Annotated in this window: 12 protein-coding genes; 6 read left to right on the forward strand and 6 right to left on the reverse strand. The window is 62.6% G+C overall.

Going from position 1 to position 17,907, the window contains the following annotated elements:
- Positions 1–16: 16 nt before the first annotated feature.
- Together ACOQPD_RS13765 and ACOQPD_RS13770 are read right to left on the reverse strand one after the other, a co-directional pair.
- Complete coding sequence (locus ACOQPD_RS13765; RefSeq protein WP_420612529.1) at positions 17–145, reverse strand: hypothetical protein; 129 nt, start codon at positions 143–145, stop codon at positions 17–19.
- A 681-nt stretch (positions 146–826) separates the two neighbouring features.
- Positions 827–3,544, reverse strand: coding sequence for a TrlF family AAA-like ATPase (locus ACOQPD_RS13770; RefSeq protein WP_420612530.1), 2,718 nt, complete (start codon positions 3,542–3,544; stop codon positions 827–829).
- A gap of 382 nt (positions 3,545–3,926) precedes the next feature.
- Here ACOQPD_RS13770 and ACOQPD_RS13775 point away from each other — a divergent pair, with 382 nt between their 5' ends.
- The 4 genes from ACOQPD_RS13775 to ACOQPD_RS13790 are packed head-to-tail and all read left to right on the forward strand — an operon-like array spanning position 3,927 to position 11,476.
- Entirely contained in the window at positions 3,927–6,281 is a 2,355-nt protein-coding gene (locus ACOQPD_RS13775) for an N-6 DNA methylase (RefSeq protein WP_420612531.1), read from the forward strand.
- Positions 6,274–7,476, forward strand: coding sequence for a restriction endonuclease subunit S (locus ACOQPD_RS13780; protein WP_420612532.1), 1,203 nt, complete (start codon positions 6,274–6,276; stop codon positions 7,474–7,476). The genes ACOQPD_RS13775 and ACOQPD_RS13780 overlap by 8 nt, the downstream gene beginning before the upstream one ends.
- On the forward strand, positions 7,473–10,724 hold the full coding sequence (locus ACOQPD_RS13785) for a type I restriction endonuclease subunit R (RefSeq protein WP_420612533.1): 3,252 nt from the start codon (positions 7,473–7,475) through the stop codon (positions 10,722–10,724). The genes ACOQPD_RS13780 and ACOQPD_RS13785 overlap by 4 nt, the downstream gene beginning before the upstream one ends.
- Entirely contained in the window at positions 10,721–11,476 is a 756-nt protein-coding gene (locus tag ACOQPD_RS13790; RefSeq protein ID WP_420612534.1) for a M48 family metallopeptidase, read from the forward strand. Before ACOQPD_RS13785 ends, ACOQPD_RS13790 begins: the two co-directional genes overlap by 4 nt.
- 63 nt (positions 11,477–11,539) lie before the next feature.
- Here ACOQPD_RS13790 and ACOQPD_RS13795 read toward each other — a convergent pair whose 3' ends face one another.
- Genes ACOQPD_RS13795 through ACOQPD_RS13805 form a run of 3 tightly spaced genes read right to left on the reverse strand, consistent with a single transcriptional unit; the run spans position 11,540 to position 13,622 of the window.
- Positions 11,540–12,403, reverse strand: coding sequence for a hypothetical protein (locus ACOQPD_RS13795; RefSeq protein ID WP_420612535.1), 864 nt, complete (start codon positions 12,401–12,403; stop codon positions 11,540–11,542).
- On the reverse strand, positions 12,400–12,783 hold the full coding sequence (locus ACOQPD_RS13800) for a RusA family crossover junction endodeoxyribonuclease (RefSeq protein WP_420612536.1): 384 nt from the start codon (positions 12,781–12,783) through the stop codon (positions 12,400–12,402). Before ACOQPD_RS13800 ends, ACOQPD_RS13795 begins: the two co-directional genes overlap by 4 nt.
- Positions 12,780–13,622: a TIGR02391 family protein gene (locus ACOQPD_RS13805; RefSeq protein WP_420612537.1), complete on the reverse strand. Its 843-nt coding sequence runs from the start codon at positions 13,620–13,622 to the stop codon at positions 12,780–12,782. Before ACOQPD_RS13805 ends, ACOQPD_RS13800 begins: the two co-directional genes overlap by 4 nt.
- A 257-nt stretch (positions 13,623–13,879) precedes the next feature.
- Between ACOQPD_RS13805 and ACOQPD_RS13810 the strand changes: the two genes are divergently transcribed.
- On the forward strand, positions 13,880–15,013 hold the full coding sequence (locus tag ACOQPD_RS13810) for a nucleoside hydrolase (protein ID WP_420612538.1): 1,134 nt from the start codon (positions 13,880–13,882) through the stop codon (positions 15,011–15,013).
- Between the two features lie 197 nt (positions 15,014–15,210).
- On the opposite strand, the gene ACOQPD_RS13815 is transcribed toward ACOQPD_RS13810, so the two are convergent.
- Positions 15,211–16,275 carry a hypothetical protein gene (locus ACOQPD_RS13815; RefSeq protein ID WP_420612539.1) on the reverse strand — a complete coding sequence of 355 codons (1,065 nt, stop codon included), beginning with the start codon at positions 16,273–16,275 and terminating at the stop codon, positions 15,211–15,213.
- A gap of 126 nt (positions 16,276–16,401) precedes the next feature.
- Here ACOQPD_RS13815 and ACOQPD_RS13820 point away from each other — a divergent pair, with 126 nt between their 5' ends.
- On the forward strand, positions 16,402–17,862 hold the full coding sequence (locus tag ACOQPD_RS13820; protein WP_420612540.1) for an SDR family oxidoreductase: 1,461 nt from the start codon (positions 16,402–16,404) through the stop codon (positions 17,860–17,862).
- Positions 17,863–17,907 lie beyond the last annotated feature (45 nt).

Here is a 17,907-nt window from a genome sequence, read left to right on the forward strand (position 1 = left end):
GGCTCCTCGCCGCGACTCAGGAGCGACTGTCGGAGCAGATCCATCCGACCACTTCCAGCAACTGGCGGTAATCGCGGGCCAGGTTGCGCCGGTAGATGGGTTCGTGGTGTGCGATCCGGTTCCGGAGGAAGTGGAGACGCTGCATTCGATCTGCTACGTCAGCCCGAACCCGCCGTGTGTTAGGTGCTGATGGGTGCAGCGCGAACGCCGCGGTGAGGGCGGGCACCCACAGCGAAGTGTGGTACGGCGGTTCGCAAAGGTATCGCCAGACCCGAATCCGAGTTCAGCGATCACCTTGCCGCGCACCTCGGGGTATTTACCTCTCCTGGTCGCCCGTTGGCGAGCCTTGTTGATGTCAGCTCTGGCTCGATCTGGCGGCTGACCAGGGAACAGTTGTGTTCGCCGATACCAGGTCGTTGGCCATCCTTGAGTCCGGCCGTGCCTTACCAGCTCATCGTCAATCGCATTGCGAAAGAGCACCTCAAGACGGCCGAGGTCCTCGTGTAGGGCACCGCCCGCCAGGGTGTTCCAATCGTACAGGTCGATGGCAGACCCTAGGCTGCCCCCGGTCGCATGGAGGTACGAGGCGAGCCGATCCCGCGTGAGGCGGTTGGCGACCATCTGGTGATTGACGCTTGACATCTGTCCCACAGCGGCGGTACATTAGACGTCGAAGACCCCGGAACCGTCCCTGCCTCGGCAAACGGCCGGGGTTACGCCTTTCCGGGGCCGCCCATCACCGCCGGGGTGAGCGGGTGGAGTACGGGGACGAGTCGTTCCCCAAGCGGATCATCCTCGCCGGGTCAGGAGTGGCGGGCATATGTGGTCACATCGAGGGCGGCATGATCCGCCGGTAGCGGCTCTCGAAAGCCTCCTGGCCGCCTTCCATCACCCGACAGACCTCGGCGCGTACCGTGCTCTCCTGCAGGCCGCCGATCGAGGTTACATGGCTCTGGCCTCCGCCCGACTCCAGCGATATGACCAGTTCGGCGTCTCCATGTACGACGATGTTGGGATTGTGGGTGACGATGATGATCTGGCGTGACTGCTTGGTCTGGCGCAGGCTGGTCACCAGCAGGTCGTAGATCAGCGTGTTGTCCAAGTCGTCCTCAGGCTGGTCAAGGATGATCGGCTCGGTTCCGTACCCCAGGACGAACGCCAGCAAAGCGGCGGTCTGTTGGCCGGGCGACCCCTGTTCCAAGGGTCGCCAGCTAGCCCTCGCATTGTCGCGGAAACTGACCGTTACCATATCTTCCGGGACGTAGAGAGCGATACGATCCAACCGCTCGGGTTCTGTATTCTGGAGCCTGTTCACGAGTAGCTTGTGCCGAATGTTCCAAGAGGGAGGATCACCGGCCAGTACAACCCGCATCTGCTTGACCACGCCATCCAAGCGTCGCCAGTCCCATGTCCTGCTGCCTTCGGGTCTAATCATTCTGACCAGGGCCCCACGGTCTTTTTCGAAGACATCAGTTCCTAGCTGATCCCCCAGATGCTCAATGAGGCTCTCTGTGTCACCGTATCGTCGTACCTCGACCCTGATCGTCTCGGTTGAAGTGTCCTGAGCGAATCGGTACCGCCTATCACCCAGTTCTTGCCGTAGCTTTCGGTAAGAGGCCAATACTGTCGCGGCCTCCTTGTCGAGTGCCTCGGCACGAGCCTCTGCCTCGACCAAGCCGTTGATCTCATCACGGAGACGACTCTCATGCAGGAGCAGTTGCGAGTAGTCGTTCGGATCCGAGATTCCCTCGGCCTCAAGTTCAGCTTTGACCCTCTCGAATTCCCGATAGCTGGCATCCAGACGTTGCCGCCATTGCGTGGCGTCCGGCCCTGATCGGATGGTGTCGATGTCCTGCCGAGCCTTCCTGACAACCGTGGTCAAGTCGGATCGCGCCCCCTCTACAGTCTGAACCAGCGAGACGTGCAGGTGTCTCAATTCCTGATCGTCGTGGTCGCGGTCCTCCATGATGTCTAGGTCGGGAACCAACACTTCCTCGACGCTGTCACTCACGGCATCCAGTTTGGATTCGGATGACTCGAGGATGGCGTCCCAGGTCCCGTGGGAGCGGCGTCGGCGCCGGTACTCGTTGAGTACCTGCGCCTGCCCGCCCTCCTCGAGGACCTTGAGCTTGCGCCGTACGTCGGCGAGTGCCGCGGTGCGGTTGGGCCGCTCGCGAGCTTTTCGTGCTTCCGCCCGCGCTCCCGCGCGGAGGGCGAGGTACCGGTCCCTCAGCTGACTCATGCGTCGCCCGAGATCGGCGCCGTTCACGTCGGGGCTGTCGTCGATGACGCTCAGGAGCGCCTTAGGATTCTGAGCTATCGCGAACAGCTGTTTCTGACTGTAGATGCGTGCTGGAAAGAGCTCCCGGATATCGCCCTCTTCTGGTCGCCGGGCGTCACCCTCGATCACGGAGATTGGTTGCGCCGATCCATCGTTATTCCAGGAAAGGGTGAACCGGGCGCCGTCCTTTCGGTACACAATCTCGATCTTCGTGTCCCGGGTTAGCAGGCCTTCCAGATCGCGCCGTGAGGGCACCCGCATGCGACGGTCGAACACGCTACGCAAGCCACGGTCCTCAGTGCGCTCCACGCTGTCGAGTTCGGAGTCTCTCCGCAGCGTCTTCCGGCAGAAGTCCACCAGCGTCGACTTGCCGGTGCCGCGCCCTCCAATGAGTACGTTGAGCCACGGACTCAAGTCGATCTGAACCGGCGATGGACGACCCATGTGCCTGGCGGCATCGACCGTGACGCTCTCTATAGCCATGGCGGCCTGCTGCTCGTTGGGATCGCGCGCGTCATCTCCGGTGGTGGTCAGCAGGGACCCGGTTCCGTCCAGCAGAGCCAACCGGAGACCATCCAGATCCGGGCGGGTCATCTTCACCCAGGTGAAGCGGCGACCCAGGTCCGCGGCGCGGTGGCTATCCGACGAATGCACTTCCGATACCTGGCGTCCGATCTCGGGAAGGCTGCCGTCAATCCATTTGCGGTCGATTTCCCTGGCAGGGTCTACTTCCACCGCGGCCAGCCGACGGTCTTGAAGCGCCTTGATTCTTGGCAGCCCGGTGTGTCTCGTCAGCAAGCCACGCGGTCCGTTCGCATGCGCTGCCAGCACTATCACGCCGTTGTCACAGCGGTTCAAGACCTGCTGGACGCTGAGCGACGAGCCACTCTCCGGATCGCCCCGGCCGTCTATTGGCACCTCCAACCTGGAGAGTAGATCCTCGATGTGCCGTCCTTCGCGCGCCGGGTCCATCAGAAGCAACAAATGGCAGCCGTCTCCAGTGGTGAGTTCCACGCCGGGGAATAGGACCGGGGCGTTCTCCACCTGTGCTGCTACCCGTTGCAAGGGTTCGATTCCGGTTGCGGTATTGTGGTCGGTCACCGCAACAGCATGGAGACCCGCATCTCGGGCGGCTTCCACCCACCCGATCCAGTCAGGGGAAGACGTAGCGTCATCGGCTCCTGAGTCATGGGACGCCGGCGAGTGGCAATGTAGATCGACACGCCACCAGCGCGATCCGGGCCAATCCCATGAGGCGCTCACCTCCCGCTTCCCTCCTAATCTCGTTGGCGATACGCCCGCGACGTTGGTCTATATACCCTCGGCGGCACGGCATTCTGCTGTTCGGAATGCCCGGAGAGGATCGTACTCGGTGAGGTTTGGCAACAATGACCGCTCCCCAACACTTGCCGGCCAGCGAGCGCCGGACCCACAGGGGTCGAGGTTGATGGTGATTTGTTGTCAGACTGGTTCAATATGGTCAATATGCGGATATTAACAACTTAGACGAGACGAATATAACTAGTGAAATAGATGATGGATAACTAACACGCAGAGGGCGGACCGGATCGAGAGGCCACGTCGCGTATCTAGCAGTTCGCGCAGATGGGCAGAACTGCCGTGCAGACGTTCTATTGTTGTCTCCGTGCTTACGCTTCCCCAGCTCGAGCGGCATCTCTTCGCCGCTGCCGACATCCTGCGGGGCAAGATGGACGCGTCGGAGTTCAAGGAGTACATCTTCGGGGCGTTGTTCCTCAAGAGGGCTAGCGATGTCTTCGAACAGGAGCACGATCAGGTCATACAGGACCAGCTCGCTCGCGGTCGTTCTCGGGAGCAAGCGGAGCAGCGCGCTGACGATCCGGACTTCTACAAGGACGCCTTCTTCGTGCCGTCCGAGGCCCGGTGGTGGTACATCCGCGACGAGCTCCACTACCAGGTGGGGGATGGTCTCAACAGGGCTCTCGCCGGGCTGGAAGAGAGCAATCCGTCGCTGGAGGGAGTGCTGCAGCACATCGACTTCAACCGGAGGGTTGGCAGGACAACTGTCACGGACAAGAAGTGGCGGGACCTGATCCAGCACTTCTCGAAGTACCGGCTCCGCAACGAGGACTTCGAGTTCCCCGACTTGCTCGGCGCTGCATACGAGTACCTGATCCGCGACTTCGCCGACTCGGCCGGCAAGAAGGGCGGCGAGTTCTACACACCCCGCCCCGTTGTCAAGCTGATGGTGCGCCTCGTCGACCCTAAGGAAGGCATGGCTATCTACGACCCGTGCTCGGGCTCGGGTGGCATGCTGATCTACGCCCGCAACCATGTGGCAGACAACGGTGGTGATCCCACCAACCTTGTCTTAGCGGGACAGGAGAACAACGGCACCACGTGGTCGATCTCAAAGATGAACATGCTGCTCCATGGCATCCGCGACGCCGACCTCCTCAACAACGACACGCTTACCAAACCCGAACACACAAGTGGCGGCGAGCTGGAGCGGTTCGACCGGGTGATCACCAACCCGCCCTTCAGCCAGAACTACGACAAGGCCTCGCTCATCCACACCGAGCGGTTCCGCTACGGGTACACGCCCGAGGGCGGTAAGAAGGCCGACCTCATGTTCCTCCAGCACATGCTGGCCGTCCTCAAGAAGGACGGCACAGTCGCCACAGTCATGCCGCACGGTGTGCTGTTCCGGAGCGGTGTGGAGGGGACCATCCGCCAAAGGATCATCGAAGACGACCTACTTGACACCGTCATCGGTCTCGGGCCGAACCTGTTCTACGGCACTGGCATCCCCGCTGCCATCCTGATCCTGCGAGCCAAGGGCTCCAAACCTCCGGAACGGCGAGGGAAGGTGCTGTTCATCAACGCCGACCGGGAATACGGCGAGGGCCGCGCCCAGAACCACCTACGCCCTCGCGACGAGGAGAAGATCACTGCCACCTACCGGAACTTCACCGATGTCGACGGCTTCGCCAAGGTCGTCACCCTCAACGAACTGGCCGACAATGACTTCAACTGCAATATCCGCCGCTACGCCGACAATGCCCCACCGCCTGAACCCCACGACGTCCGCGCCCACCTCCACGGCGGCGTACCGATTGCGGAGATCGGCGACGCTAAAGACCTACTGGAAGCAGTGGGACTTGCTGCCGACGCCCTGTTCGCCGACCGACGTGATGGCTACGCCGACTGGCGGCACACTCCGACGTCCGCCGACGGACGTGAGGTTGCTCACCGGGCCATCAGCCATGCTGTAGCTCAGCGGGCAGCCGCCAGTCCCTGGCCCAAATGGTGGACCGGAACAGTCGAACCCATGCTCCGCCAACTGCCCGAGCTCGGCCTGCGCGTCGGCCTTCGTCAGCAACTCGTGGCGGACTTCACGGCTCGTATGGTTGCTGCTGGTGTCGATCGCTTCGCAGCCGCGGGCCTGGCCGCCACCTGGTGGGAAGACACCTTCCACGAGCTTCAAACCGCCGCCAGCCGAGGCTGGAAAGCGGTCATCGACGCTTGGCTCACCACCACCGAAGCCAGCAAAGACGACAAGAACGCCCCCAACCTGGCCGACCAGACCGTCATCAAGCTCCTCGCCGGACCCCTACTGACCGTACGGACCGACCTCGCTGATGAGCACGCCCGAGTAGACGCCGAGATCAAGGCCTCCCATGACGGCGCGCTCAGCCTGGCAGAGATCAGGAAGCTGAAGTTGGCCCGCTCGAAAGCAAAGAGGAACCTCAAGACTATCGACGCGTCACTGCTTGCCGCAGCCCGCCAGACCCTCGACTCCACGCCACCCGTTGACGCTCGCGACCAAGCCATCAATGTGCTCCGCAGCCGGATCGACAAGCTCGTAGCCGACCACATCGCCACCATTGAACGCAGCACCCTCGCGTGGTACGACAACCTCGCCAATAAGTACGGCACCAACCTCCACGAGCTCGAATCCCAACGAGACTCCGCCGCCTCGCGCCTCAACCAGCACCTCAAGGAGTTGGGATATGGCTGAGTGGGAGTCTCGGCCGATCGAAGAATTGGTCTCACAAGTGTCCAGCGGCGGTACACCCAGAGCCCAAGACCCTCGTTACTACACGGAGTCGGGCATACCTTTTCTCAAGATAGACGACATCACCAAGTCTCGTGGTCGGTTTGTGCATAAGGCCGAACAGTCGATCACCCGCCTCGCCCTTGAGGAAAGTGCGGCGAAGGTATTTCCCGCTGGGACCGTGCTGGTGACCATGTATGGAACGATGGGAGTGACGAAGACATTACGCTCACCGATGGCAACCAATCAAGCGATCGCAGCCCTGGTTCCACCGTTCCGATGTGACCCCGACTACCTCGCTCTCGCGCTCTCGTTCCGGCGTGGTGGTCTCGAACGACTTGCGGCACAGACCACTCAGCCGAATATTTCAGGGACGATTATTCGACGGTTTCAGATCCCCATCCCGCCGTTGGAGGAGCAGCGGCGGATCGCAGAGATCCTCGACACGATCGACGAAACCATCCAAACCACCGAACGCGTCATCGCCAAACAACGAGTGATATTGGCAGGGCTTCAGGAGAGCCTGCTTGAGGTGGATGATGGCGCTACCCGGACGACGGTCGGTGATCTGGTCTCGGGTCACTGGCCCGGAGAGTGGGGTGAAGCAATTCCCTCGGTCGGGTCCCGGGAGGTGATAGTCCTCAGGGCCACGAATCTGGACGACTATGGGGTTGACTACTCAACTGGCGCACGTCGCTTCGTCTCTGGTCTCAAAGTTGCTGAGAAGCGCCTCATGGATGGTGACTTACTTGTCGAGGCAGCCGGCGGTGGGCCAGGTGTTCCCGTAGGTCGAGTCAGGCGATTTAGGCAACCCGCAGACGACATGCCGTACCTCACCTCGAACTTCTTTCGCGCTCTGCGGCCAAAGGCTGGAGTTAGTCCCGACTACTTATTCTGGATGCTTGATCTTGAGTACAGGAAACCATCAATCTGGTCTTGCCAGCAGCAGACCACAGGCATCATCAATCTTCAGGTTAGGGACTATCTTCGTCGGCCCGTGATCTATCACCACAGGTCACAGGGTTCGATTGCTCGGACCCTCAACGCTGCGCTGCGAGCGGTCGAGGTCGAGCGTCAGCAACTGCAGAAGCTACGGGAGACACGCAGTGGACTAGCGGCGGATCTTCTGTCGGGCCGTGTTCGGACGGTGGCGGCGTGAGTCTCGGTCCGGAATGGGAACTGGTCGAAAGGCCGCTGCTGGAGTATCTTGGTTCGCTTGGTTGGAAGACGCTGCACTGGCCGGAGCGACAACCGTCGGACAATGTCGACCGGTCATCGGATCGTGATGTGCTTCTTGAGCAGAGGATCCGTTCGGCGCTCATGAGGATCAACCTTGGCCCGACCGGCGAGCAGTGGCTCGACGAGACTCGGATCAAGGTGGCGGTCGCCGAGTTGGGGTCGATGCCTGCGGGGGCCAAGTTGTTCGAGGCGAACAGACTGTCAACCGATCTATTGCTGGGTGGGACAACGGTTTCGGGGCTTGAGGGGTGGGATGGTGGTCGAGATCAGACCATCGATTACATCGATTGGGATGATTGGTCGAATAACGACTTCCTGGCCATCTCGCAGTTCCCTGTGGCCGCGCCGGGGAAGGCGCCGAACATCCGGCCGGACGTGACGCTGTTCGTAAACGGGATCCCGTTGGTGGTGGTCGAGGCGAAGCCGCCGGGCAAGGGCAGTGGGATAACGGATGCGATCGATCAGCTCCGTCGCTATGCCAATCAGCGCGGTACCGGGGTCCCTGAAGGCGCGGAGCAGTTGTTCTCGACGAACCAGTTCACTGTCGCGACTACCGGTGAACGGGCCGAGGCGGCGACCTTCTCGGCTTTGCCCGAGCACTATCTGGCTTGGAAGGACCCGTACCCGGTCACCATCGGTGAGGTGGCTGCATCCCTGGGTAAGCCCGCCGAGGCGGTTACCCAGCAGGAGTTGCTGACGGCCGGGATGCTGGCGCCTGAGCGGCTGCTGGACATCGTCCGGCATTTCACGCTGTTCGTGGAACTCGGCTCCGGTCGCACTGTGAAGATCGTCGGGCGATACCAGCAGTACCGGGGTGCCCACAAGGCGATGCAGCGGCTGCTCACCGGCGAGACCAAGGCGATGAACGGTGAGGTAGACCGCCGGGGCGGGATCATCTGGCACACCCAGGGGTCGGGTAAGAGCTTGACCATGGTGTTCCTGATCCGGGCGATGCGGAGCCATCCGGACCTGCGGAGGTTCAAGATCGTCTTGGTCACCGACCGCACCAATCTCCAGCGACAACTCGCCGGCGTGGCCGCACTGGTCGGGGAGACCATAAAGGTCGCTCAGGATGGAGACGAGGTCCGAGAGTTGTTGGCACAGCCCGGTCCGGGTGTGGTGATGGCGATGATCCAGAAGTATCGGGATACGTCCCCCGGTGGCAGCATCGGTCTGACCGAGGCGGAGACGTTTGCCACGTTGAACGAGTCGGAGTCGATCCTGGTGATGGTCGATGAGGCGCACCGCTCTCATGCGTCGATTCTGCATGCCAACCTGATGAGCGCTCTGCCCAATGCGGCTCGGATCGGGTTCACGGGTACGCCGATCATCATGGGCAAGCGGAAGAAGACCTTGGAGATCTTCGGTGGCTACGTGGACCGGTACACCCTCACCGAGTCAGAGGCAGATGGGTCGACGGTGCCGATCTTCTACGAGGGTCGAACTACCGATGCGGCTGTCAAGGGCGCTTCGAGGATGGACGAACTGTTCTACCGGTGGTTCTTCGACCTCACGGACGATCAGCGACAGACCCTCCAGCGGAAGTACGCCACGATCGCGAAAGTGCTTGAAGCGCCGGAGTTGATCGCTGCGAAGGCCAGGGACATCTTGCGTCACTACATCGGCACGGTGATGCCCGACGGTTTCAAGGGCATGATCGTTGCGACCAGCCGGGAAGCGTGCCTGCGTTACTACGAGGCCTTGAACATGGCCCGCGATGAGTTGGTGGCCGAACTCGACCAGTACCGATCCCGTCCGACCAACGGCTCTGGCGGATCGTACGACCCCGACGAGTCCTTCATGCACGCCGCCGCGAGCCAGATCGATCTCATCCGCGACCTCGAGTTCGCGCCGGTCATCTCCGGAGACCACAACGACCCGCCGCACTACCTGCCGTGGACCGATAAGTCCCAGCAAAAGGTGCGTATCGACAGGTTCCAACGCCCGTTGGGGCCCGCCGACGAGAAGCACGATCCGCTCGCGCTGCTGATCGTCAAGTCGATGCTGCTGACCGGGTTCGACGCGCCACAAGCTCAGGCCCTCTACCTGGACAGGCTGATCCAGGAGGCCGAGTTGCTCCAGGCCGTCGCCCGAGTCAACCGGACCGCACCGAAGAAGTCTTACGGGTTGGTGGTCGACTACTACGGCGTGTCGGCTCAACTCACCCAGGCCCTTGCCGCCTACTCCAATGCCGACGGCGAGATCGTCGATCCTGATGTGGACGGGGCGCTGCGGCCGCTCACCACCGAGATCGAGAAGCTGGAGCCGCAACGACAACGGGTCAGGCAGATCTTCGTCCAGCGCGGTATCGATCCGGTCCCGAGCCACGACGTGATAGAAGCCTGCGTCCAGCTCCTGGCTGACGAGCGACTCCGGGCCCAGTTCGACGTGGCACTGCGGACCTTCCTTATCACCTTCGACACCGTCCTGCCCAGGCCCGAAGTGTTGCCTTTCGTAGAGGACGTGAACCTGTTCGGCGAGATCCAGATCCGGACGAGGATTCGCTACCGCGACGCACCCGACGGCGACTTCGATCCCTACAAGTATCAGGAGAAGGTCCGGCGCCTGATCGACCAGCACATCACCGTCCTCGACCTCAGCCAGAAGATCAAGCCTCTGAGGATCACCGATCCGGCATTCCACGCGCATGTCAACGAGACGAGCTCGGACCGGGCCAAGGCTTCGGAGATGGAACACGCCTTGCGCCACCACATCCGATCCCATGTCGATGAGGACCCGGTGTATTACCGGAGACTCTCCGAGCGGATCGACGAGATCCTCGACCGCCTCGAAGACCGGTGGGAGCAGATCGCAATCGAGTTCGAAGAGATGATCGAGGAGATCAATGACGGTCGCACCGACGAAGAGGGGACCGGGCTCGACCCGAGTACCGAACTTCCCTTCCACAACCAGATGGCGGAGAAGGTTGCCAGCTCCGCGCCGGATGCCAGTGGTCGTCTGATCGCCCTCACCCGAGGGCTGGTCACACGTGTCCGAGAGATCATCGGGGCGGTCGGCTTCTGGGACAATGCCCACAAGCAGGACGAACTGCGCAAGGAGATCAAGCGAACGCTCGACAACAGCGAGTTGTTCCTGTTCGAGGCCCTCGACGAACTGGCCGTCGAATGCGTGGCACTGGCCAAGGCCAACCAGCACCGCCTGACATGACCGCCACCGCCGCCCTTCTCCACGACCTGCCATCGCTCGTGGTGGGCGACCTGGTGCTGGAAGTCGCGCCGCCCCGCGATCGGAAGACGATCGAGATCGTCGTCGAGCGCGACGCCTCCCTGGTACTCAAGGCGCCCCCCGCGGTGACCATCGACCGAGCCACCCGCTTCGTGACCGATAAGCGCCAATGGGTGTACCGAAAGCTTGCCGAGAAGGACGCTCTGTGCGGCCCCCCGGTAGTGAAGCGCTTCGTAGAGGGCGAAGGATTCGCCTACCTGGGCCGAAGCTACCGGCTCACCCTCACGCCCGAGGGCACCGGAGTCCGCCTCGACCGAGGCCGCTTCCACCTTCCTCGGTCAGAGGTCGACCAAGGCGCCGCCGCCATGCGTAGCTGGTACACGGAGGTCGGCGGCAAGTGGCTCCGAAGGCGCATCCGCCCCTGGGCCGCCCGCCTCGGAGAACAGACCGTCGAGGTACAGGTCCGCGACCTAGGCTTCCGATGGGGCTCAGCCCGCCCCACCGACGGCCCCCAGCGCATCAACGTCCACTGGGCCACCCTCCAACTCCCCCCAACCCTCATCGACTACGTCCTAGTCCACGAACTAGCCCACCTCCACGAACTCAACCACACCCCCAAGTTCTGGTCCACCGTCGACCGCCTCATGCCTACCTACCAGACCCCCAAGACCAACCTCGCGACCGCGGGCAAGAACATCTGGCTCGGCTCTGTAGCGAAGACCGTTCGGCAATAGCTGGGCCCTCCGTCACTAACCAGCGGCATGTCTTCCAAGCCGTTGCTCTGTCAGGCCAGAGGTTCAGACTCCGTCACGTGTCGCCCACTCACGCCCCCCCTCGCTTACGAGGGTCTGAGCGGCCTCGCCGATGTCCGATTCAAGCGCATGCTCAAACTGCTCCCACAGTACATCCTCGACGTCGTGCGGTCCACGACCGAACCACATGTACTCACCTTCTTCGGAGTCGTAGAACAGGCATGCGACATCCGGAGGCTCATAGTGCTGATGGAACCAGTCGATCATGTCTTCGATCGGGACGAACCGGCCTCCGGCGACAGCGAGCGCGAACTCAGTCGGCCACACAAGTTCCTTGTGGTCAAGAGACGGAGACGTGAGCCCGTGCCTGACACGATTGTGGACTTGAGCGAACTTGTCGAGACGATCAGCTTGGGCATCGCTAAGTAGGCCATCGATCACTAGTTCTCGGATGAGACGGCGCGATGACGATAGACGAGGCTGGGGCCTCTCACGGCGGTGGTCCAGCTTCCGAAGAGCCCCTTCCACTGCAGACCCGGTGAGCATGACGGCCGCATCAGGTGACAAGTCAGCAATCCGCCGAGCCTCTTCGATCCGGCGAACGACATCACCGCCGTCAGGAGGAGGCAGAGGTGCTTCGGATTCGAACGTAACCACATCGACTCGCCACCCTTCCTCAGCGGCGACCATCTCACTAAGACGCTTCAATCGGTTGCGGGCTCCGTTTCTCATATCGGCGGACCGGACCTCGATGATTACCCGCTCGGATCCCCGTTGGGCGACAGCGTCTGCTCGGAAGCCCTCGAAAGGATGAGGTAGACGCGCCTCGATGGTGACAACGTATCCCTGATCTTCGTACCGTGCTCGTGCGCGATCAAGAGCACGCAGCGCTGCGGGTTCGTTTCTCATGTAAAACTCAGGCTCCTGTGGGCGCCGGCGACTCTGATAAGCACGAACTCCCTCGGTGGCATCGCCAATGCAGAAAGAAGGCTAGCAGGGGCATTCGTCGTAGGAGGGAGCCGGTGAAGATCGATCTTCCGAGAACATACGTCAACTATTGTCTTGTCATTGTCGTAGATAACCTTCTCAAGGGCGTCCTGGATCGGCTTGATGATGTTGTCGGTGTCCAAATCGGTCTGCCCTCTGAAGAAGAAGTCAATTCGCAAACGGAGGGGCCCGGAAAGTAACTCGACTTTAGGTGGTACAGCGGCTTTGACCTGGCCCTGCCAATGCGGTCTTGACTTTGCGCTATGCGACCTTGGTGTTCCCCACACGACAAAGTCGATCATGGTCTTCTGGAGAGCGTGGCGTCATCAAGTCGCCGATGGACCATGGAGAATGTAGCGAATGCTTCGTAGAGTTCGTCGTCACTGACGCTGCGTGTGATTCTCGGTGCGTGGGCAGGTGGGTTCCGATAGAGTCCCAGGACACCTGTAACAAGATTGGCGAAGCCGGATTGTTCACTACGGTCAGTGTGATCATTGCCCTTGTTAATAGCAAGGAGCGGACCCGATCTGTTTGTCAGAGTTGCCTGTATAAGTGCAGCCCCGTCGCTCGTCAGGCCAGTGAGAACTCGGATCCGGTCGGGAATACTTTTGGCGGCCTCAAGCACGGCGTGGAAGTTGTTCTTGAGCAACAGCTCGTCAGTACAATACCTGAGCACATCATCGTGGGTCTTGCGGCGGCGTAACTCTGTACGGATCGTGTTGACGCGTTTCGCCGCCTCGTCAAGCGTCGTGGCCTTACCGTCTCTACGCCGGTAGACCTGGCCCTTGTCATTTACTCCTAGACCCGCATGGACGAGCACCTCGTTTAGGTTGTCTTGCCGCCATGTCCTCGATGCCGGATCGTTCCGATATCTCGGCGGTGCCATTGTGGCCTTGATGAAGGCCACCACATGATTGCCGCATCTGGTGTTGTTCTGTTTGTCGATGAGAGCATGGAACAAGCGGATCCGCTTAGTATTGGAAGGATCGACATCGGGGATACCGCAGCGAGCCAACATGGAAGCGATCTCGCGACCTGTCAGGCCCCGCTCAGTGTCACCTAGCACCTCGCCAACTCCTTCAACGATGTCGGTAGTGAATGGGGGGATCGGTCTTGGCATCACGAGCATTGTACCGGTCATTCGCGTCTCGACTGGTGAGACGTCGCCTCCAGGCGTGGCGAGGCACCCGACAAATGCTGTGACAAGGTACAGGTCTCGGATGACTTCGGCGTGCGCGGGATGGAGCGTGCGCTCCGTCCCGGCTCGGTCGACGGTTTGAGCGTAGGCCGCGCGTGGTGTTACGGTGCGCGAGTAATGCCAGCCAGCGGCTTTCAGCGTGTATCGGACAGCGGTCGCGCCATGCTGCGAGGAGGTATGGGAATGCTCTCGGAGTACGTATGATCGCGTTCCCGGAGATCAGCGACGAGCGGCGGATGGAGATGCTGGCGCCGCAGCCGGGCCGGGCTCGGGTGGTCATCGACACGGATGCGGCGAACGAGGTTGATGACCAGTTCGCGATCACCTGGGGGCTGCTGTCGCCCGAGCGGCTCGACATCGAGGCGATCGTGGCCGCGCCGTTCTCGCGGGCCTACTTCAGAGAGCCTCTCCTGGCCGCGGCTCGGGCGGATGTCGAGGACTCGACTGCGGGCGAGGTGGACGACATCGCGGCCTGGTTGCACCGCCTGAGGGCCGCCGGTATCGAACCCGAGGACGTCGAGTTCGAGACGACCGCCGAAGGGATGGAACTGTCGTTCGCCGAGATCGGCACCCTCATGGGCCTACTCGGCATGTCTTCGGACGGGATGGCCTTCCGCGGCGCGGACCGGTTCATGGAGTCGCCGGGCGACATCGTGGACAGCGAGGGCGCCCGGCGGATCATCGAAGCCGCCATGGCGGACGACGACCGGCTACTCCATGTTGTGGCGATCGGGGCCCTCACCAACATCGCCGCGGCCTTGCTGATGGAGCCGGAGATCATCAACCGGATGGTGGTGTCGTGGACGTCCGGCTTCCCGACGTTCGTGGGGTTCAGCAATTCGCCCTCGATGAACCTGGTGCAGGACCAGCACGCCTCCCGCCTGCTGTTCGACTCCGGAGTACCGCTCCTGTACCTGCCGGGTTACTACATCGGCGAGCAACTCGTGATGTCGCTGCCGGAGTCGGAGCGGTGGGTCGACGGTCGCGGCGAGATCGGTAGCTACCTCCACTACCTCTACACGCACAACCGCCTCCGTACCCAGCGGCTTGTCGAGCCCTTCCCGGGCCAATCCTGGGTGTGCTGGGACTTCATCAACTTCGCGTGGCTGATCGACCCGACCTGGGTGCCGACCATGTTCTTGCCCACACCGACCCTCGACGAAGACCTCATCTGGCAGCATTACCCCGGCCGGCCGCTGATGAGCGAGGCCACCGACGTAGACAGGGACGCGGTGTTCCGTGACTTCTTCAGCAAGCTGGACCAGCACAGCAAGACGGTGGACAAGCTTCCTCAAGGGGTCGGCTTGGCACCGCCGGATACGGCATGCTGCTAGTCGGTTTGATCCTGGAGGCGGTCTCAGACCCCGATTGGTTCAGCGGTATGCCGAAGTCGAGCTAGCTAGGCCACTACGACCGCGTGGTCGCCTCGATCAGGTCCTGGCAGAGAGCGACGCTCGATTGGGTGATGAAGTCGGGGTCTTCGAGGCCCTGGACCGCGCTTACGACGAGTTGGGTACCAGTCCCCGCGCCTCTACGTAGTGCCGGTCATAGGGAGTTTCCATCTGTCCTCATTCTCCCGCATCCACTCCAGGAGGGCGTCTGCCTCCGCCGGTCCCCGTCCCGGCCCCGTCATGAGATCCAGCAGGGTCTGCGTGACGCGGGTGTATGCAATGCCGTTGTCGTGCTCGGCTCGCTCGAACACTACGGGGTCGAACGGGACGACGAGGAGCACGTTGGCCCCCGTCTCCGCGGGGCGCAGTCCCAGTGTCTCCGCCGCGGTCTCGGGATCTTCTACATACAGCGTCGCCAGGCGCGGCTGGGCGACGGGCGCCAGGCGATACCCGGCGAAGGAGCCGGTGACGGTGTAACGGAACGCCGCTTCGCGCAGCCGGGCAAAGAGTGCCTCCGTCCCCCTCGGCTCCAGCCACGGCGTCAGAATGTTGGAGGACGCGAAGTCGTAGTCCACAGCCCATCTACGGGCCAGGGCTTCCCAGTCCACCGAGACGATGCGTCCTCGCGGGCTCTCCTTGGTGACGATCTCGTCCGGTTCCAGCAGGTTGGATACCCTCGACACCATCGCCGGAGAACTGGCGATCTCGGCTGCCAGTTGCCGGGTTCCGAAGGGAGTCCGGTAGTCCAGCAGGCCCCTGGCCACTCGGGCGGCTCGACCACCCTTGAGCGAACGCAGCGGTCGCTTTTCCCTGAAGGGGTTCTTGTCCGCCCCCTGGGTCTCGATGAACACAGCGGGCCGGTCGACGGTGAACCTGATGTTCCCCGTGGAGTCGGCATAGCTAACCCCTGCTTCGGTCAGTCGTTCCCGGGTCTGGGGACTCAGGTAGGTCGAGATCAGCATGCAGGCGCGGGTTGCGGTGACCTCATTCTCTGGGTAAGACAGCGCCTTCAGATGGGACACCACGCTGCGGACGAGCCTGGGTTCCACCGGATTCGCCTTGACCTCGACGATGACATCCGATGAGAATCCTGCAGGATCACGGATCTCCCAGGCCGCTTCGAACGGGCTGCGCGTTGACCGGAAGAACTCGTGACTCCGGCGGACGCGCTGAGAGAGCCTGCTGTCAGCGCCCCAGGAGTTCATGGAGATCCACCCGGCCGGTGACGCGTGGAACCGGTGCCTAGCTAAGAGCATCGCAGCCATAGACTTTGCCGTGACCGTCCGCGAGGCGGCACGACGCTTGGCCTTGAATACGCGAGGAGGGAGCCAGTGGCGAGGGTGCTGGTGCTCGGCGCCTCCGGCTACGTAGGGAGCCACCTGATCCCCCGCCTGGTGGAGCGGGGGCACGAAGTCCGTGCCGCCGGGCGCCGGCCGGAGGCTCTGGCCGCCCGCGGGTGGGAGGGCGTCGAGACGGTTCGCGCCGACGCTCTCGATCCCGAGTCGCTGTCTCAGGCCTTCGAAGGGGTCGAACTCGTCTACTACCTGATCCACTCGATGGCATCGGGTAAGGATTTCCCGGAACTGGACCGCCGGGCGGCCACCCATGTGCGGGACGCCGCCGCCCGGGCCGGGGTGGGCCGCGTCATCTATCTGGGCGGGTTGCAGCCGCGGGAGGCGGCCTCACCACACCTGGATTCCCGGCGCGAGACCGGAGAGGTGCTGCGGGCGGGTTCCGTTCCGGTGACCGAGATACGGGCCGGGATCGTCGTGGGGGCAGGCTCGGCAGCATTCGAGGTGATCCGCGACCTCGTCTACCACCTGCCCGCGATGGTGACTCCCCGGTGGGTCGACTCCCGGACCCAGCCGATCGCGCTGGATGATCTGATCGAGTACCTCCTCCGCCTTCCGGAGACGGAAGAGTCCGGAAGCCGGATCCACGATGTCGGAGGCCCTGAGGCCTTGCGCTACCGGGACATGCTCACCGGCTTCGCCCGAGTGATCGGCAAGCGGCTCCTGATAGTGCCGGTACCCGTCCTCACCCCTCGCCTCTCCTCCTACTGGCTGAACCTGGTCACCGCCGTACCTTCGAGCGTTGCCAGGCCGCTGATAGACGGCCTGAGGCACGACCTGGTCATAGATCCCGAAGCCGATCTGGCCGATTCGATCCCTCTCCCTCTCCGTACCTATGAGGAGGCCGTGCGGCTGGCCCTGGAGGCTGAGCACGATACCGAGGTGCCGGCCAGATGGACGGAAGGCTCGTTCGCGATGCGGGACTACCGCTCGGACGTCTCCTTCTACAGCCGGGGCGAACGGGTCGAGCGCGCGTGCGAAGCGGACTCGGAGACGGTCTGGGATGTCGTGTCGTCCATTGGGGGGACGAACGGCTGGTATTACGCCAACCCGCTATGGAACCTGCGGGGCATCCTGGATCGCATGGTCGGGGGAGTCGGTAGGCGCCGGGGTCGCCGCCATCCGACCGAGTTGCGGGTGGGCGATACGCTTGACTTCTGGCGGGTGGTGGCGGTCGAGCCGGGTCGGCGCCTGACCCTTCTGGCGGAGATGCGCCTTCCCGGCACCGCGGTCCTCGAGTTCGACGTGTTACCCGAAGCAGGCGGTTCCCGCATAGTCACCTCCGCCCACTTCCACCCCGCGGGTGTTCTGGGCCTCCTCTACTGGTACGCGTTGTGGCCCATCCACAAGCGCATATTCGCCGGCCTGGCCGATGCCCTGGTCAAGCGCTCGCTCAGCCGGATGCCTGCGCAGGCCCGGGTGGCGCCCGGCAGCAGCTAGCCGGACGGCAGCCACGAAGGAACCGGCCGCGATCCGGATCACGAT

The sequence above is a fragment of the Candidatus Spongiisocius sp. genome (assembly GCF_965221825.1).
Taxonomy (GTDB): domain Bacteria; phylum Actinomycetota; class Acidimicrobiia; order Spongiisociales; family Spongiisociaceae; genus Spongiisocius.

Bases quoted from the DNA above. Each gene is read 5' to 3' on its own strand.
- ACOQPD_RS13765 (WP_420612529.1), bottom strand. From the start codon at position 145: ATGCAGCGTCTCCACTTCCTCCGGAACCGGATCGCACACCACGAACCC.
- ACOQPD_RS13780 (WP_420612532.1), top strand. From the start codon at position 6,274: ATGGCTGAGTGGGAGTCTCGGCCGATCGAAGAATTGGTCTCACAAGTG.
- ACOQPD_RS13790 (WP_420612534.1), top strand. From the start codon at position 10,721: ATGACCGCCACCGCCGCCCTTCTCCACGACCTGCCATCGCTCGTGGTG.
- ACOQPD_RS13795 (WP_420612535.1), bottom strand. From the start codon at position 12,403: ATGAGAAACGAACCCGCAGCGCTGCGTGCTCTTGATCGCGCACGAGCA.
- ACOQPD_RS13800 (WP_420612536.1), bottom strand. From the start codon at position 12,783: ATGATCGACTTTGTCGTGTGGGGAACACCAAGGTCGCATAGCGCAAAG.
- ACOQPD_RS13805 (WP_420612537.1), bottom strand. From the start codon at position 13,622: ATGACCGGTACAATGCTCGTGATGCCAAGACCGATCCCCCCATTCACT.
- ACOQPD_RS13810 (WP_420612538.1), top strand. From the start codon at position 13,880: ATGATCGCGTTCCCGGAGATCAGCGACGAGCGGCGGATGGAGATGCTG.
- ACOQPD_RS13815 (WP_420612539.1), bottom strand. From the start codon at position 16,275: ATGAACTCCTGGGGCGCTGACAGCAGGCTCTCTCAGCGCGTCCGCCGG.